Raw genomic sequence first — 14537 nt, 5'->3', positions numbered from 1 at the left:
AGGCCTCTGATGCCACATCACCCCAGCTCGGTCGATCTCCGCCGCCCGGCTTGATCGTCATGACCTGACCACCGTGAAAGGACAATTCCGTGAACAACCCGTTCGACGACGAAAACGGCTCCTATCTCGTCCTGGCCAATGCGGAGCGACAGCACTCCTTGTGGCCCGCGAGCATCGATGTGCCCGCCGGCTGGTCCACCGTCTTCGGAGCGGGAACGCGTGCCGCGTGCCTGGCCCATGTCGAGGAGAACTGGACGGACATGCGGCCGGCCGGCCTGGCGGCCACGATGAACGGGGTCCGACCGCCGGCAGCGAACGAGATCGCTGATGCCGGGCCGACGTTCACCGGGAAGTCGCAGTGAGCGGCGTACGGGAGACCACGATGGTGCCCCTGCACCGGACGCCGCACGCCGAGCGGACCCTGGTCGGCCTGAGCTTCTTCGGCGGTGGCACGGCCGCGTACCAGCCGTGGACCGCGCAGATGCCCGCGGGGACGGACCTGGTCGTGCTCTGCTACCCCGGCAGGGAGGGGCGGTTCGCCGAGGAGTTCGCCCGTGACTGGGACGAACTGGCCGCCGATGTCACACGAACACTGCGCGAAGCCGATCTCGGCCCGTACATCCTCTTCGGGCACAGCATGAGCGGCTGGATGGCCTTCGACGTGGCCGCCCGGCTCGACAGCGACGAGGCACGGAAGCCCGAAGCCCTCGTCCTGTCCTCCTGCAACGCCCCGGACCGCGGCCTGACCGACAGCGAACTGCGCCCCACACCTCAGGACGCGGACGAGCGACTCCTGGAGTGGCTCGGAACCCACGGCCTGCTGCCCCAGCACGTCCGTGAACACGCCGGCCTGACCGAGGTGGCGCTGGAGCTGATACGGGCCGACATCGACGTCCGCAACACCTTCGTCTACGACGGCGCCGAGGTGAGCGTGCCGCTTCAGGTGTTCTCGGGTGCCGACGATCCGTTGATCAGCGCCGACGCGGCTGTCCGGTGGAGCGCCCTGACCTCAGGTCCGTACCGGCACGACGTGCTCGGCGGCGGTCACTTCTACACCCCGGAGATCTGGCAGACCCTTCCGACCCGGATCGCCTCGATCAAATCCGCCGCAACCGGCTCTGTCTCCTGAGGAGTTGCCCGTGTCCCCTGTGTCTCCCGTGTCCTACGCCCAGCGGAGGCTGTGGTTCCTGAATCGTGTGAACGGCGGGTCGGCGGTCTACAACTGCCCCCTCGTCATCCGGATGAGAGGCGAACTGGACCGCGCCGCCCTGGCGGCGGCGCTCGCCGACCTCGCGGACCGGCACGAAGTGCTGCGCACGGTGTACCCCGGTGTCGAGGGCGAACCCGTACAGCGCGTACTCGCCCGACGGCCCGAGCTGGACGTGGTCGCGTGCGAGGAGAGCGAGCTCACCGACGCGCTGTCCGCCACCGTCGGCCGCGGCTTCGACCTGACGGCCGATCTCCCCATCCGGGCGACGGTGTTCGCGCCGGCACCGCGGGAGCACGTGCTGGCGTTGGTGCTCCACCACATAGCCTGCGACGAGGGGTCCTGGCAGCCGCTGCTCACCGACCTGGCCACGGCGTACCGCGCCAGGGCCGCTGGCGAGTCACCTCAGTGGCAGCCGATTCCGGTGAGTTACCGGGACTACGCCGTATGGCAGCGTGACCTGCTGGGGGAGGAGGACGACCCGGCGAGCCTGCTCGCGACGCAGCTGTCCTTCTGGCGGGAGCAGCTGGCCGGGCTGCCCGCCGAGCTGGACCTGCCGTTCGACCGGTCGCGCCCCGCGATCGCCGATCACCGGGGTGACTGCGTACCGCTGAAGCTCGACGGCGATCTGCATCGCCGCCTGCTCGCGGTCGCCGCCGACCACGGATGCACCACCTTCATGGTGCTCCAGGCCGGGCTTGCGGTACTGCTGTCCCGGCTGGGGGCCGGTACGGACATCCCCATCGGCACGGCGGTGGCGGGACGCCTGGACGACGCGCTGGACGGCGTCGTCGGTTTCTTCGTGAACACCTTGGTACTGCGCAGCGACGTGGCCGGTGATCCGACGTTCGGCGAGCTGCTGCACCGGGTGCGGGATGCCGATGTCGCCGCCTACGACCACCAGGACGTTCCTTTCGAGCGGCTGGTCGAGGACCTGAACCCGGAACGGTCACTGGCACGGCATCCGCTCTTCCAGGTCATGCTCACCCTGTCCAGGGGAGAGGAGGCGACGTTCTCGTTGCCGGGCCTGATCTGTACCGAGGAGCAACTGGACTGGGAGGTGGCGAAGTTCGACCTGTCCGCCGACTTCCGGGAGCACCGGACGCCGGACGGGGAAGCGGCCGGCATCGACGGTTCCCTCGAGTACGCTACCGGCCTGTTCGACCGGGCCACCATCGACCACATCGCCGATGCCCTGCCCAGGCTGATGCGGCAGCTCGTGTCGGATCCGCAACGACCCGTCGGCGACGCCGACCCTCTCTCCGCCGAGCACCGGCACCAGGCCCTCGTCGAGTGGAACGACACCGCCCGACCCGCGTCGTCGGCCACCGTGCCGGAGCTGTTCGAGGCGCAGGCCGCGCGAACTCCGCGGGCGACCGCGGTGGTGTGCGGGAGCACGAGGCTCACTTTCGCCGAACTCAACGCTCGTGCCAACCTGCTCGCACGCCGTCTGCGCGTTCAGGGAGCCGGGGCGGAGCGGTTGGTCGCACTGGCCCTGCCCCGGTCGGCCGAGTCCGTCGTCGCGATGCTGGCGGTACTCAAGACGGGTGCGGCCTACCTGCATCTCGACCTTGAATACCCACCGGACCGCATCGAGCACATGCTGCGTGACGCCGCACCGGTCGCCGTCGTCACGGACACCGCGACCGCGGCAGCGCACGGGTTCGGTGGGTTGCCCACGGTGTTCGCCGACCGGATCGGGACGCCGTCCGGCCCCGTGGCCGACCTCAAGTGCCGTGTACTGCCGGACAGTGCCGCATACGTCATCTACACCTCGGGATCCACCGGCCGTCCCAAGGGTGTGGTGACGCCGCATTCCGCCTTGGGGAACCTGTACGCCTTCCACCGCGCGGGCCTGATCGCGCGCACCGAGGCCGCGGCGTGCCGGCGGCTGAGGTCCGCCGTCACCGCCTCGCTGTCGTTCGACACCTCGTGGGAGGCGCTGTTCTGGATGCTGGCAGGACATGAACTCCATGTCATCCGCGACGACGTCCGTCGCGACGCAGGCGCGTTGACCGCCTACGTCAGGGCCGCCGAGATCGACGTCCTCGACGTCACCCCCACCTACGCGGAGCACCTCCTCGACGAGGGCCTGCTGTCCGGGCCACGGGCGCCGCTGGTGCTGCTGCTCGGTGGGGAAGCCGCCGGTCAGTCGCTGTGGACGCGCCTCCGGGAGGCGTCAGGCACGCTCTGCTACAACCTCTACGGCCCCACGGAATGCACCCTGGACGCGCTGTGGTGGGACGCCGCGGACAGCCCGCACCCGCTGATCGGAAGGCCGATCGGGAACACCAGGGTCTTTGTGCTCGACGAGCGGTTGCGACCCGTCGCGCCGGGAGTGCCGGGCGAGTTGTACGTGACCGGACCCGGCGTGGCCCGCGGCTATCTGAACCGCCCGGCCGCGACCGCCGAACGGTTCGTCGCCTGCCCCTACGTGGCGGAAGGGGAGAAGGGCAGCCGCATGTACCGCACCGGTGACCTGGTCCGCTGGGACCGCCAGGGCCGGCTGGACTATCTGGGCCGCGTCGACGACCAGGTCAAGGTGAGGGGCTTCCGGATCGAGCTCGGCGAGGTCGAGGCCGCGCTGACCCGCTGCCCCGGCGTGGTGCAGGCCGCCGTGGCCGTGCGCGAGGACGCAAGGGGCGACAAGCGGCTCGTGGGGTACGTGCAGTCGGCCACGGACCACGCGCTCGACCCGCGCGGGCTGCGCAACCGGCTGGCCTCGATCCTGCCCGACCACATGATCCCGTCGTTCTTCCAGCCGGTGGGACGGCTGCCGATGACGCCCAACGGGAAACTCGACCGGGACGCGCTGCCGCCCCCGGACTTCGCGCACCGTCCGGCGTCGCGCGGCCCGCGCGGACCCTACGAGGAGGTCCTCTGCGACCTGTTCGCGCAGGTCCTGGGGCTCAGCCGGGTCGGAGCCGAGGAGAGTTTCTTCGAGCTGGGCGGCCACTCCCTGCTGGCCGTCAGGCTGCTCTCCCGGGTACGGGCGGTGCTCGGCGGCCAACTCACCATCGTGGACCTGTTCCAGGCGCCCACCGTCGCCGACCTCGCGGACCGACTGGGCGCGGGCGCGCAGCACGACCCGCTGGCGCCCCTGCTCCCCCTGCGGACAGGAGGCGATCGGCCCGCGCTGTTCTGCGTGCATCCCGCCGCCGGGATCAGCTGGGGTTACGCGGGCCTCCTCGGCCACATCGACACCGGCTACCCCGTGTACGGCCTTCAGGCCAAAGGTCTCACCGACGCGAGGGCATGCGGCGGATCCTGGCGCCGGATGGTCAAGGACTACGTGGAGCAGATCCGGTCCGTCCAACCCGAAGGACCCTACCGGCTGATCGGGTGGTCCTTCGGTGCCGTGCTCGCCCACCTCATGGCCACCGACCTCCAGGCCGGCGGAGCCCAGGTCGACCTGCTCGCGCTGCTGGACGGCTACCCGCCCGACTCGGTACCCGGCTACCGGCCACTCGAAGACGGGAGTTCGGAGACATTCACCGAGCTCCTCGACTCCTTGGGGTACGACCTCTCCGAGTGCGGCGAGGAACCGCTGCGCTTCGACGACTACCAGCGGACGGTCCGCCGACCGGGCAGCACGCTCGAATGGCTGACGCGTGAGGAAGCCGCCGCGCTGGCCCGGGTGTTCGTGGACAACGACCGGATCTACGAGGAACTCCAGCCCCGGACGTACCGGGGGGACGTGGTGTTCGTATCCGCCACGGAGGGGAGGCCGGAGGACGCCCCCGCACCGGAATCCTGGCGTGACCACGTGACCGGAAGGCTAGAGGTGCATGAAATCGGCTGCGCCCACGGTGAGATCACCCAGGCGGAGCCGATATCGCGGATCGGCGCCGTCCTCGCCGGGAAACTCGCCCTGCTGGACACTCCGCGGCCCACGGTGGGGGAGCGATGAGCGGCAAGACCCGCCAAGGCTCGGTGACCGGGCGCGAGTTCCGGCTGTTCTGGTTCGGGGAGACCACAAGCCTGCTCGGCAACGGGATCGCCGTGGTGGCACTGCCGCTCGTCGCCGTCCTCACCCTGCACGCGGGCACCTTCGTGGTCGGACTGCTGACATCCGTCGCCTATCTTCCGTGGCTGATGCTCGGTCTGCCCGCGGGCGCCTGGGTGGACCGCCTTCCCCGCCGCCCGGTGATGCTGGTCTCCGACGCCGTCTCCTTCGTCGCCTTCATCAGTGTTCCGGTCGCGGCCTGGGCAGACGTGCTCACCATTCCGCATCTGCTCGCGGCCGCCTTCGTCTGCGGTTGCGCCAGCGTCTTCTTCACCACCGCACAACGTGCGTATCTGCCGACACTGCTCTCCGACGCGGAGCTGCTGGCCGGCAACGCGCGGTTGCAGGGCAGTGAGTCGACAGCCGAGGTCATCGGCCCCGGTCTGGCCGGAATGCTGGTGCAGGCCTTCGGTGCCGTCGCCGGACTGGTGGCCAACGCGCTGAGCTTCCTGGTGTCCTGGTTCTGCCTGCGGGCGATCCGGATCACCGAACCGCCGCCCTCGCCGCCTCCGGAGGTCCGGCGGCGCCGACTGCGCACCGAAGTCGCCGACGGTCTGAGATTCCTGTTCCGGGATCCCATTCTGCGCACACTCGCGGTATTCAGCGCGGTGTCCAACATCGCGTTGACCGGCCTGAGCTCGATCGAAGTGGCTTTCCTCGTAAGAACGGTCGGGGCCGGCGAGGCCGTGGTCGGCGCGGTCCTGACGTTGTGCGGTCTCGGCGGAGTCGTCGGAGTGCTGTTGTCCCACCGCGTGTCCCAGCGATACGGCACCGCGCGGGCCGTAGTGATCTGCCTGGTAGGTGCCGCGCCCTTCACGCTGCTCTTTCCGCTGACCGGTCCGGGGGCCGGCCTCGCGTTCTTCGTCGTCGGCGGTGTCGGTGTCGGCGCGGGTGTGGTCGCGGCGAACATCATCACCGACACCTTCCGTCAGCGGTACTGCCCACCCGACCTGATCGGACGCATCAGTGCCAGCGCGGCCGTGATCAGCTTCGGCGCCATCGCTGTCGGCGGGTTGCTCGGCGGCACGCTCGGCGAGTTGTCCGGTGTCCGGGAAACGATGTGGATGATGGCCGGCCTGCACGTACTGGCAACGGCCATTCTGCTGTGCAGTCCTATACGAAGGCTGCGTGATTTCCCCGAATCCGATCGTTCAATTCTTGCGGCCGAGGCAGGAAAGGCGATGTCCTAAAGAGTCCTGGCCGCTTCTGTCCGCCGTCAGACGCTTTTCCCGGCGCAACAGAGAAGTAAGATTTCAATATCAAGGAAAAGTGAACAAAAGCTCATCGAAGAGAGGTCTTTCATGCCAGAGATAAGCTCCCTGGAAAACCTTCCGGCCGCAGTGATGCTACGGGACGACCTGGATATCGATCGACTGAAAGCGGATCTCGTAGAGCTCGGCGGTTCCGAATTCTGGGCCTTGCAAAGGTCTTTCGAGGACGGCGTCGTCGGAGAGGAATCCGATGTGGACTGGAAGGTTCTCTCCCTGCGTGCGCCGGGCGGGGACCTCCAGCGAACCGACCCCGGTGGCCCGGGACGTGACGGGTTCGCCGACACGCCTTTGATGGCGAAGGCGCCCTACCTCAGTCAGATCCTGTCCGAACTGGGCACCGAACTGCGCAGCGTCCGCTTGATGGCCCTGGCCCCCGGTGTGTCTGTCGAGGAGCACGCGGACACCCCGCTCGGGCTCCCCTACGGCTACGTACGGCTGCACATCCCGCTGGTCACCAATCCCGGGGCGGTACTGGTGATGGACGGTGCCGAACAGCGGTGGCAGCCGGGAACGCTCTGGTACGCCGACTTCGAGCGACCGCATTCCCTGCGGAACGCCGGTGACCGCACCCGGATCCACCTGGTCGCGGACTGCGCCACCAACGACAGGCTGCTGGCCCTGTTCCCGGACAGCTTCCGAGCGGAGCTGCCTACCAGCGACATCGCCTACTACCGCCCCGTACTGCCGCTCACGTCGCGCGAGCTCGCCGAGTTCAGCTGCACCTTCGCGGTGCCGTTCTCCTTCATGGAGTGGGGACTGCCCGTGGTCGACGACCAGGAGAGCGACCTCGCCGCCGAAGTGACCGCCGAGGGCGATGGCCTGGTCCTGCGCGTCGAAGGGCGCGCCCCGGTGGAGCTGCTGCACCTGGGCGCCGGCGAGTTCCGGCTGCTCGGCTGGAGCGAGGAACGCCTGCTCCGCCTCGACCTCTTCGACGACGATCCGCGAGTGGAGCTCTCCACCCGGCGCGGACGCCGGCGCCAGGTGGTCGTCCGCCCGGCACACAGGCTCGCCGCGGTCTGACGGCCCGAACCGTCGGCCACCACAGTCCACCCATCACGACCACTGCTTGGGGACAGTCATGCAGACACTGACCGAATCGCCCGCCCTCGTCGAGAACGGATTCGCGCGCTGGGACCTCGCCGAGGAATTCGGGATAGCCGAATCCGATGCTTCCTTCCAGAGCCTTCGCGCCGAGTTCGTCGACCTGCCACCGGACCCCTATGCGACGGAGGAAGGGCGTAACCGACGCTACGCCCGCGGCATTTTCCTCCCCTGGTCGCGAGAGTTCAGCTGGATTCCGGACACGCACCTCGGCGAGCAGGGTTGGATGAACGGTTACTGGCAGGCCGACCACAACCCCGACTATGTCGGCGTGGTCCGCAAGCTGCCCGCCATGAGTGAAACAGCCCGGAACAACCCGATCATCCACGAGATCCTGTCCTTCGACTTCGCCCAGACGCGATGGTCGCGGGACGACGCGGCGTTCCCGCTGCACGTCGGGGTGCATCTGATCAAGCTGGCGGTGGACGCTCCCGGGCACGAGGCCATCTCCTCGCCCAATGAGCTCCACCAGGACGGCGAGCCGTTCGTCTTCGCGCACCTGGTCTATCGCCGCAATGTCGTCGGCGGCTCGAACGTGATCGCGCCGCCGAAGTACCGGGGCAAGCTGCCCGAGGAGGTGCCCGAGGGCGAGGCTCTGGCCGAGTTCGAACTGACCAAGCCGCTGGAGTCCTACGGCGTCACCGACGAGAAGGTCAGCCACTACGTGTCCCCCATCCGGCGCGGGTCCGGCCCGGAGACGGGCGAGCGTGCGGTGGTCCTGGTCGACTTCACCCCGATGCGGCAGCACATCTGAGACCGCCGAGCGCCTGGAGCACGTCGAACCGAACTGGACCGGCCCGCGTCGCGGAGCGTGCGCGAGTCCATCGCGGCGGACTGAACGCCGCCCCGCCGCAACGGACTGAACGCCGCCCCGCCGCAACGGACTGACGCACTGTCAGGCCGTAGGGTCCCGCATCCGGGCCCCTGCGGCGCCCGGCCCGCCCGCCGGCTGCTCCCGGCGGGTGTATGCGGCCCGGGCGGCCCGGCCCGGATACCGGCGAGCGCCGAACGCCGGAGCGCGCACCGCCCCGGCGCCCCCGGGGCGGACCCCCTGCCCCGCGGCGGCCCACCGACCGGACACCTCGCACATCGGAGTCAGTAGATGATCCTTCAGGGAAAGCGGGTGGCTCTGCCGCCCTCGCCCGTCGTCCACCGCCGCTTCGAGGAGCACGTGCGGGCCACCCCCGGTGCCGCCGCCGTCGTCTGGTCCGGCCGGCAGGTGACGTACGCGGACCTCGACGCGCGGGCCAACCGGTTCGCGCACCTGCTCATCGCACGCGGCCACGGCCGCGGCGCGAAGGTCGGCGTCTGCCTCGACTACTCGATCGACATGATCGTCGCCATCCTCGGCACCCTGAAGGCCGGGGCGGCCTACGTGCCGTTCGACCCCGCCTACCCCGCGGCCCGCCTGCGGCTGCTGCTCGGGCAGGTGCCCGGCCTCGCCCTGATCGTGGCCTCCCCGGCGACGGCCGCGATGGTCGAGTCCGCGGGCGTCGAGGTCATGGACCTCGAACAGCTCGCAGGCCACCTCGCGACCCTCCCGGCGACCGCCCCCGACGTCCACATCACCGGCGACGACCTCTGCTACGCGGTGTTCACCTCCGGCTCGACCGGCACCCCCAAGCTGACCGCGGTCCGCCACGAGGGCTGGTTCAACCTGATGAACTGGCTCCAGCTCGAGTACGGCCTGCACCCCGGCTCCCACAACCTGGTCGTCTCCGCCTTCGGCTTCGACCTGTCCCAGCGCGCCCTGATGACACCACTGTTCTGCGGCGCCACCCAGCACCTGATGGCCAGCCGCAGCTTCGACGCCATGCTGGCCTACCGCATGCTCAACCAGTACGACGTCCGCGTCGTGCACTGCGCCTCCAGCACCCTGTACCTGCTGGTCGACTGGGAGAACGCGCGCGGCGGCGACGCCCTCGCCCGGCTCGACTACATACTGTTCGGTGGGGAGGCGCTGAAGAGTGAACGCCTCGCCCACTTCGCGCGCCGCCCGGGCACCACCTGCACCCTGCTCCACCAGTACGGCGTCGCCGAGTGCACGGACGTCGCCACTTCCTACGACCTGGCCCGCTACCGGCCTGGCGAGCACGACATCGCCCCGGTCGGCAGGCCTGCCCACAACACCGCCATCCACCTTCTGGACGCCGAACTGCGCGAGGTCGAGGCGGGCCAGTACGGCGAGATCTGCATCTCCGGGGCCGGCGTCGGCGCGGGCTACCTGGGCGCCGGCGGCCCCGAGAACGCCAAGTTCACGACCATCGACATCGAGGGGACGCCGCTGCGCCTGTACCGCACGGGAGACCGCGGCCGGATCGACGACAGCGGTGAACTCGTCGTCGTCGGCCGGATGGACGCCCAGGTCAAGGTGCGGGGCATGCGGATCGACCCCACCGACATCGAACGCGCTCTGGGCAGGCTGGCCGGCGTCCGCGAGGCGGCCGTGGTGGCCACCTACGACGACGGCGGCGAAGCCGAACTGAACGCGTTCGTCGTTCCCGCGGGCAAGGACCTCGCCGAGGACGACCTGCGCACCCGTCTGCTGTGGACTCTGCCGCGGAACATGGTGCCGTCCCGGTTCACGAACATCCCGCGCATTCCGCTGAGCCCGCACGGAAAGGTCGACCGCGCCGCCCTGGCGGACATCTGCCGCACCCAGAGCGCCGACAGCAACTCCGCGGCATGAAAAGGCCCTTGGCCATGACAGCAAACGAGAGGAACGCGATGACCGCCGACCGTGTCCGCGCCATCTGGTGCCGGGAACTCCAGCGTGACGACATCACGTCGGACGACGATTTCTTCGCCCTGGGCGGCCAGTCCCTGATCATGGTCAGGATTCAGGGCGCGTTCATCGAGGAACTGGGCGCCGAGGTCCCCATGGACCAGATGTTCCTCAACCCGACCGTGGCGTCGATCGCCGCCTACATCGACTCCCACGCCGCCCTCACCCCGTAACACCGCCGGGAACGACGGCCGCCACGACCGGGAGATGTTCGAGAGGCAGGCTGATTCCACGTTCTCCGACGGTGAAACCGCGAGGCTTGCCCCGACGCAGATGCGATCGGTGGGCGATGCCTCCGTCCGCCTGGGGAGTCATCTCCTCGGCGACCACGGCGACGCGATGCCGGTGGCGAAATCCGTGGAGGCCGGTACTCGTTCCTCGGTAGTCCATCGTCCTGCGGAGCGCGAAGCGGGGACGAATGGGGATCGAGACTGTGACGCCATGCGGGCGCTCTATCGCAAAGCGTCCTGGCCGGTTCTGCCCGGACAGAACTCTTTCCTTTCCGAACATACCTGCGTAACGATTTACATCAGCCAGGAGAATCAGGCAGAGAGGTCATCGCATTATGCTCACTGAAAGTCAGACAGCAGAATACCGGTCCGAAGGGTTCCTGCTCCTCGAAGACGTCTTCGATGCGGGCGATATCGCCGCTCTGCGACGTGAGGTGACCGATCTCTACGGGACCGAGCACCCTGGACGGATCTTCGAGGAGGACGGGACCACGGTGCGGGGCATCCACGGCTGCCACACCACGGGTGCGCTGTTCTCCAGGCTGGTGCGACTGCCCGAGCTGCTTTCCGCGGCGGAGGAGCTGCTGGACAGCAAGGTGCATGTGTTCCAGTGCAAGGTCAACGCCAAGCAGGCGCTTCGCGGAGAAGTGTGGCAATGGCACCAGGACTACAGCGTCTGGGGGCCCAAGGATGGTATGCCGGAGCCGCGGGCGGTCAATGTCGCGCTGCTGCTGGACGACGCGACCGAGCACAACGGCCCGCTGCTGGTCGTTCCTGGTTCGCATCGAAACGGCGCGATAGCCCCGTGGCGTCCCGGGCCCGAGAGCACGTCGCCATGGGAGGCCGACCTTTCGGCGAAGCTGAAGTTCGCGCTGGACGCCGAACAGATGGCCAGGGTGACCGCGGAGTCGGAGATCCGGTCCATTGTCGGACGTGCTGGAAGCCTGCTGTTCTTCCACCCCTGCATCGCACACGGATCCGGTGCGAACATGTCGCCGACCGACCGGACCATGGCGTTCGTCAGCTACAACAGCGTCGACAACGAATTGCGCGAAGTGCCCAGTCCGCACCCGGAGTTCGTCGCGTCGCGCGACTGCCGGCCGCTGGAACTCGTCGACGGCGGTCTGATCGCATGAGTAACCTCGATGTCTCTCTGATCCGGACGCTGGTCGACTCCATCGCCCGGCACCGGGACGCGGTCGCGGTCATCGACGACGGCGTCGCCCATACCTACGCCGAACTCGACGAAATGTCGGCCGAGATCGCCGGCGGCCTCGCCGAACACGGCATCGGCCCCGGTGACGTCGTCGACGTGCATTCGACCCGCTCGTGGTCCCGTTGCGCGGCGGTGCTGGGTGTGTGGCGCGTCGGAGCCGGCGTGCTGTCCATCGATCCGGCCATGCCGGCCGCCTGGACCGGCAAACTGGTGAGCAGCGCCGGCTGCGCCATGATCCTGCGGGCCGACGAATGCGCACCGGTCGAAGCGGGTGTCGCCGAGCACACCTTCCGATCGATTCGGGGAACGCGACGGGACGAGGTCACGACCGGACCGCTCTGCTACGTCATCCCCACCTCCGGGTCGACAGGCGAACCCAAGGCTGTCGCGGTGCCGCCGGTCGTTCTGGCGGATCTGGGCAACTGGCATGTCCAGCGGTGGAGCCACGACCGGCCCCCGAACACGCTGCACATGTCGTCCATCGGGTTCGACATGGTCTATGAGGACACGGTGGCGACCTGGCTGGCCGGTGCGACCCTGATCGTGGTGAACGATCAGGACAGGCTGGATCCCTTCACCTTGGTCGACATCATTCGCGAGCACGATGTCGCCCGGCTCTTCCAGCCGGTGGTCGGACTGCACGGACTGGCCACCGCCGCGTGTGTCGCGGGCGTGAGAACCCCGAGTCTGCGGGAGATCTCGGTGGCGGGCGAACAGTTGGTGATCAACGAGGAGGTGCGGAAGTTCTGCGCCGACGGTGACCTGACGCTGGTGAATCAGTACGGGCCGAGCGAGACGCATGTGGTCACTCAGTACCGGCTGACGGGCGACGTCACCGGCTGGCCCGACCGGCCGCCCATCGGCACCGCTGTCGTCGATGCGGAGCTGCTGTGCCACGTGGACGGACAGCTGCGCCCGTTCACGGCCGGCGAGACCCGAGAGCTGGTCATCGCCGGGAATTGCGTCGGGATCGGGTACGCCGGTGACGACGCGCTCACCGCGCGGCGATTCAGGGAGGCCGAACACCGGGACGGCCGCATGCGGCGCTGCTATTTCAGCGGAGACCTGGTCATGTTCGACGGCACCGACTTCCATTTCGTCTCCAGGCTCGACGACCAGCTCAAGGTGAACGGCTACCGAGTCGAACCGGGTGAGGTGGAGTCCGTGATCGCCCAGGTCGCCGGTGTCCGCCGAGCCGCGGTCGTCGGGGTCAGGGTTGCCGCGTCCACGCAGCTGGCGGCGTACTACACCCGCGCGACCGGTGCGGAGGTCGATCGGGACGACCTGATCCGTGCGTGTGCCTCCGGTCTGCCCCGGTTCATGGTCCCCCGGCACTTCATTGAACGGGAGGAGCTCCCGTCTACGCGGAACGGGAAGATCGACCGGGCGAAACTCCGGGAGATGTTCCAGGAGCCTTCGGTGAGCCGGAGCTGAGGCGTTGCCGCGTCCGGCTGTGGTGATCTCGGCATCTGCCGGCGGCTGAAGGCCTCTTTGGGGGCGTCGGGCGCGGTGAGGCGCGTCCTCCGGCCCACACCCCGCCGGTATACGCAGCGGCAGGGCTCCGGACAGGCATGACCATCCGTATTGCCGTTGTTTGATACCGCAGGGGTGTTTCGTTCACCCCCCGCTTTGGTGCCGGGGAACTTGGTGAATGGTTCCGTCTGTGGATTACGGGACGGGCGCCCACCATCCTGGAACAGCGGAAGGGGAACGGCCGGACAACGCCGGACGGGACTTTCGAACATTCGTCACTCTGAATTCTGGGAGAAGTCATGAAGTCTGCTCGCGTGTTCGTGGTCACGGTCCTCTGCGCGCTGATGATCGGTGCCGTCGCCGGTACCGCAACCGCCGAGACCGGCAGCGCCGAGATCCGGACGACGTCCTCCGCCGCGCCCGGCAACGACAGCGGCTGGGGTCTTATCCCGGAATGACCTGTGGGTACGCGGGAAGAAGTCCGCCCACGGTGAGTTCCCGAGTCCGTGGTTCAAAGGTCTCAGAATGCAGGAATCATGCAGGGGAAGGGGTGTATGACTTCGTGAGTAATAGACCACGGGAAGCTGTCCGGAATATCAGTGACCGGGAAAGAGAAGCATTCGGTCACGTGGCGCCCGGACCCCGCCGGCGGCACGATGGCCGTGGCCGGGGCGTCGGGGGCGTTCCGCCTCCGGCGTGCACGGCTCTCTGACGGGCTGCCGACGGGCGCCGGATGACGCGCGAACACGTGGCTGCCGGGACCGACGTCAGGGCGGCAGAATCCGCACCGCGGCCGCAGAGCCGCTCGTAAAGCTCCTCTCTTTCTCTCAAGGTGTCCGGACACCGCGGCACCGCGCATGCCTTATTCATCCCGCATCGCCCGGACTTGCGGTGAGATCGGATGACTGTGCCTGGACGGCGAGCTCTGAGCCGGCCGATGCAGTCCTTCGTCGAAGAGCTGGTCCTGTGCGTGGCGGCCAACGGTGACCGAGGGCCCGCTCTGCTGTGGTCCGAGGATCCGAGAACCTTGCCGGCCCTGCTGGAGCTGCCCCACCGGTTCCGAACGGACCCGTCGGTGTGGTGGCGGTGCGCAAGCCGGCCCGGCCACGCTCAACCCCACCGCCCGGCGGCGACGTGGCAGGTGCCGGGACCGGGATGGGCAGGGCCCCGGCGGGCGACACTCCGGCCATGAGGCGATCGTGTCCCGCCGGCGGGACGGCGCACCAAGTCCCCGTGGCCACAAAGAAG

General features: G+C 68.7%; 11 protein-coding genes. All 11 read left to right on the top strand.

Annotated elements, in window-relative coordinates; translation table 11 throughout:
* Positions 1–89: 89 nt before the first annotated feature.
* Positions 90–362, top strand: coding sequence for an MbtH family protein (locus tag OG251_RS37545; protein ID WP_326681744.1), 273 nt, complete (start codon positions 90–92; stop codon positions 360–362).
* Positions 359–1129 (top strand): thioesterase II family protein, encoded by a 771-nt coding sequence (locus OG251_RS37540; RefSeq protein WP_326681743.1) that lies wholly within the window; start codon positions 359–361, stop codon positions 1127–1129. The genes OG251_RS37545 and OG251_RS37540 overlap by 4 nt, the downstream gene beginning before the upstream one ends.
* A 10-nt stretch (positions 1130–1139) precedes the next feature.
* Positions 1140–5117, top strand: a complete 3978-nt coding sequence (locus OG251_RS37535; RefSeq protein WP_326681742.1) for a non-ribosomal peptide synthetase — start codon at positions 1140–1142, stop codon at positions 5115–5117.
* Positions 5114–6403, top strand: coding sequence for an MFS transporter (locus OG251_RS37530; protein ID WP_326681741.1), 1290 nt, complete (start codon positions 5114–5116; stop codon positions 6401–6403). Before OG251_RS37535 ends, OG251_RS37530 begins: the two co-directional genes overlap by 4 nt.
* A 111-nt stretch (positions 6404–6514) precedes the next feature.
* The gene (locus tag OG251_RS37525) at positions 6515–7504 is read left to right on the top strand and encodes an aspartyl/asparaginyl beta-hydroxylase domain-containing protein (protein ID WP_326681740.1); all 990 of its coding nucleotides are present in this window, start codon (positions 6515–6517) and stop codon (positions 7502–7504) included.
* Between the two features lie 58 nt (positions 7505–7562).
* The gene (locus OG251_RS37520) at positions 7563–8339 is read left to right on the top strand and encodes a 2OG-Fe dioxygenase family protein (RefSeq protein WP_326681739.1); all 777 of its coding nucleotides are present in this window, start codon (positions 7563–7565) and stop codon (positions 8337–8339) included.
* Positions 8340–8687: 348 nt separating this feature from the next.
* A complete protein-coding gene (locus tag OG251_RS37515) occupies positions 8688–10274 on the top strand; it encodes an amino acid adenylation domain-containing protein (protein WP_326681738.1) in 1587 nt (528 codons plus the stop codon).
* 14 nt (positions 10275–10288) lie between these two features.
* Entirely contained in the window at positions 10289–10543 is a 255-nt protein-coding gene (locus tag OG251_RS37510) for a phosphopantetheine-binding protein (protein ID WP_326681737.1), read from the top strand.
* 392 nt (positions 10544–10935) lie between these two features.
* On the top strand, positions 10936–11736 hold the full coding sequence (locus OG251_RS37505) for a phytanoyl-CoA dioxygenase family protein (RefSeq protein WP_326681736.1): 801 nt from the start codon (positions 10936–10938) through the stop codon (positions 11734–11736).
* A complete protein-coding gene (locus tag OG251_RS37500; protein WP_326681735.1) occupies positions 11733–13250 on the top strand; it encodes an AMP-binding protein in 1518 nt (505 codons plus the stop codon). The genes OG251_RS37505 and OG251_RS37500 overlap by 4 nt, the downstream gene beginning before the upstream one ends.
* Positions 13251–13588: 338 nt before the next feature.
* The gene (locus OG251_RS37495; protein WP_326681734.1) at positions 13589–13747 is read left to right on the top strand and encodes a hypothetical protein; all 159 of its coding nucleotides are present in this window, start codon (positions 13589–13591) and stop codon (positions 13745–13747) included.
* The last annotated feature ends 790 nt before the right edge of the window (positions 13748–14537 follow it).

The sequence above is a fragment of the Streptomyces sp. NBC_01237 genome (assembly GCF_035917275.1).
GTDB lineage: Bacteria > Actinomycetota > Actinomycetes > Streptomycetales > Streptomycetaceae > Streptomyces.
The sequence above is the reverse complement of the archived record's forward strand: the minus strand, read 5'-3'. Positions and strand labels throughout refer to the sequence as shown.

What these genes read in the sequence shown, in the direction of transcription:
- OG251_RS37530 (WP_326681741.1), top strand. Translation starts at nt 5,114, where the DNA reads ATGAGCGGCAAGACCCGCCAAGGCTCGGTGACCGGGCGCGAGTTCCGG.
- OG251_RS37525 (WP_326681740.1), top strand. Translation starts at nt 6,515, where the DNA reads ATGCCAGAGATAAGCTCCCTGGAAAACCTTCCGGCCGCAGTGATGCTA.
- OG251_RS37520 (WP_326681739.1), top strand. Translation starts at nt 7,563, where the DNA reads ATGCAGACACTGACCGAATCGCCCGCCCTCGTCGAGAACGGATTCGCG.
- OG251_RS37515 (WP_326681738.1), top strand. Translation starts at nt 8,688, where the DNA reads ATGATCCTTCAGGGAAAGCGGGTGGCTCTGCCGCCCTCGCCCGTCGTC.
- OG251_RS37510 (WP_326681737.1), top strand. Translation starts at nt 10,289, where the DNA reads ATGACAGCAAACGAGAGGAACGCGATGACCGCCGACCGTGTCCGCGCC.
- OG251_RS37505 (WP_326681736.1), top strand. Translation starts at nt 10,936, where the DNA reads ATGCTCACTGAAAGTCAGACAGCAGAATACCGGTCCGAAGGGTTCCTG.
- OG251_RS37500 (WP_326681735.1), top strand. Translation starts at nt 11,733, where the DNA reads ATGAGTAACCTCGATGTCTCTCTGATCCGGACGCTGGTCGACTCCATC.
- OG251_RS37495 (WP_326681734.1), top strand. Translation starts at nt 13,589, where the DNA reads ATGAAGTCTGCTCGCGTGTTCGTGGTCACGGTCCTCTGCGCGCTGATG.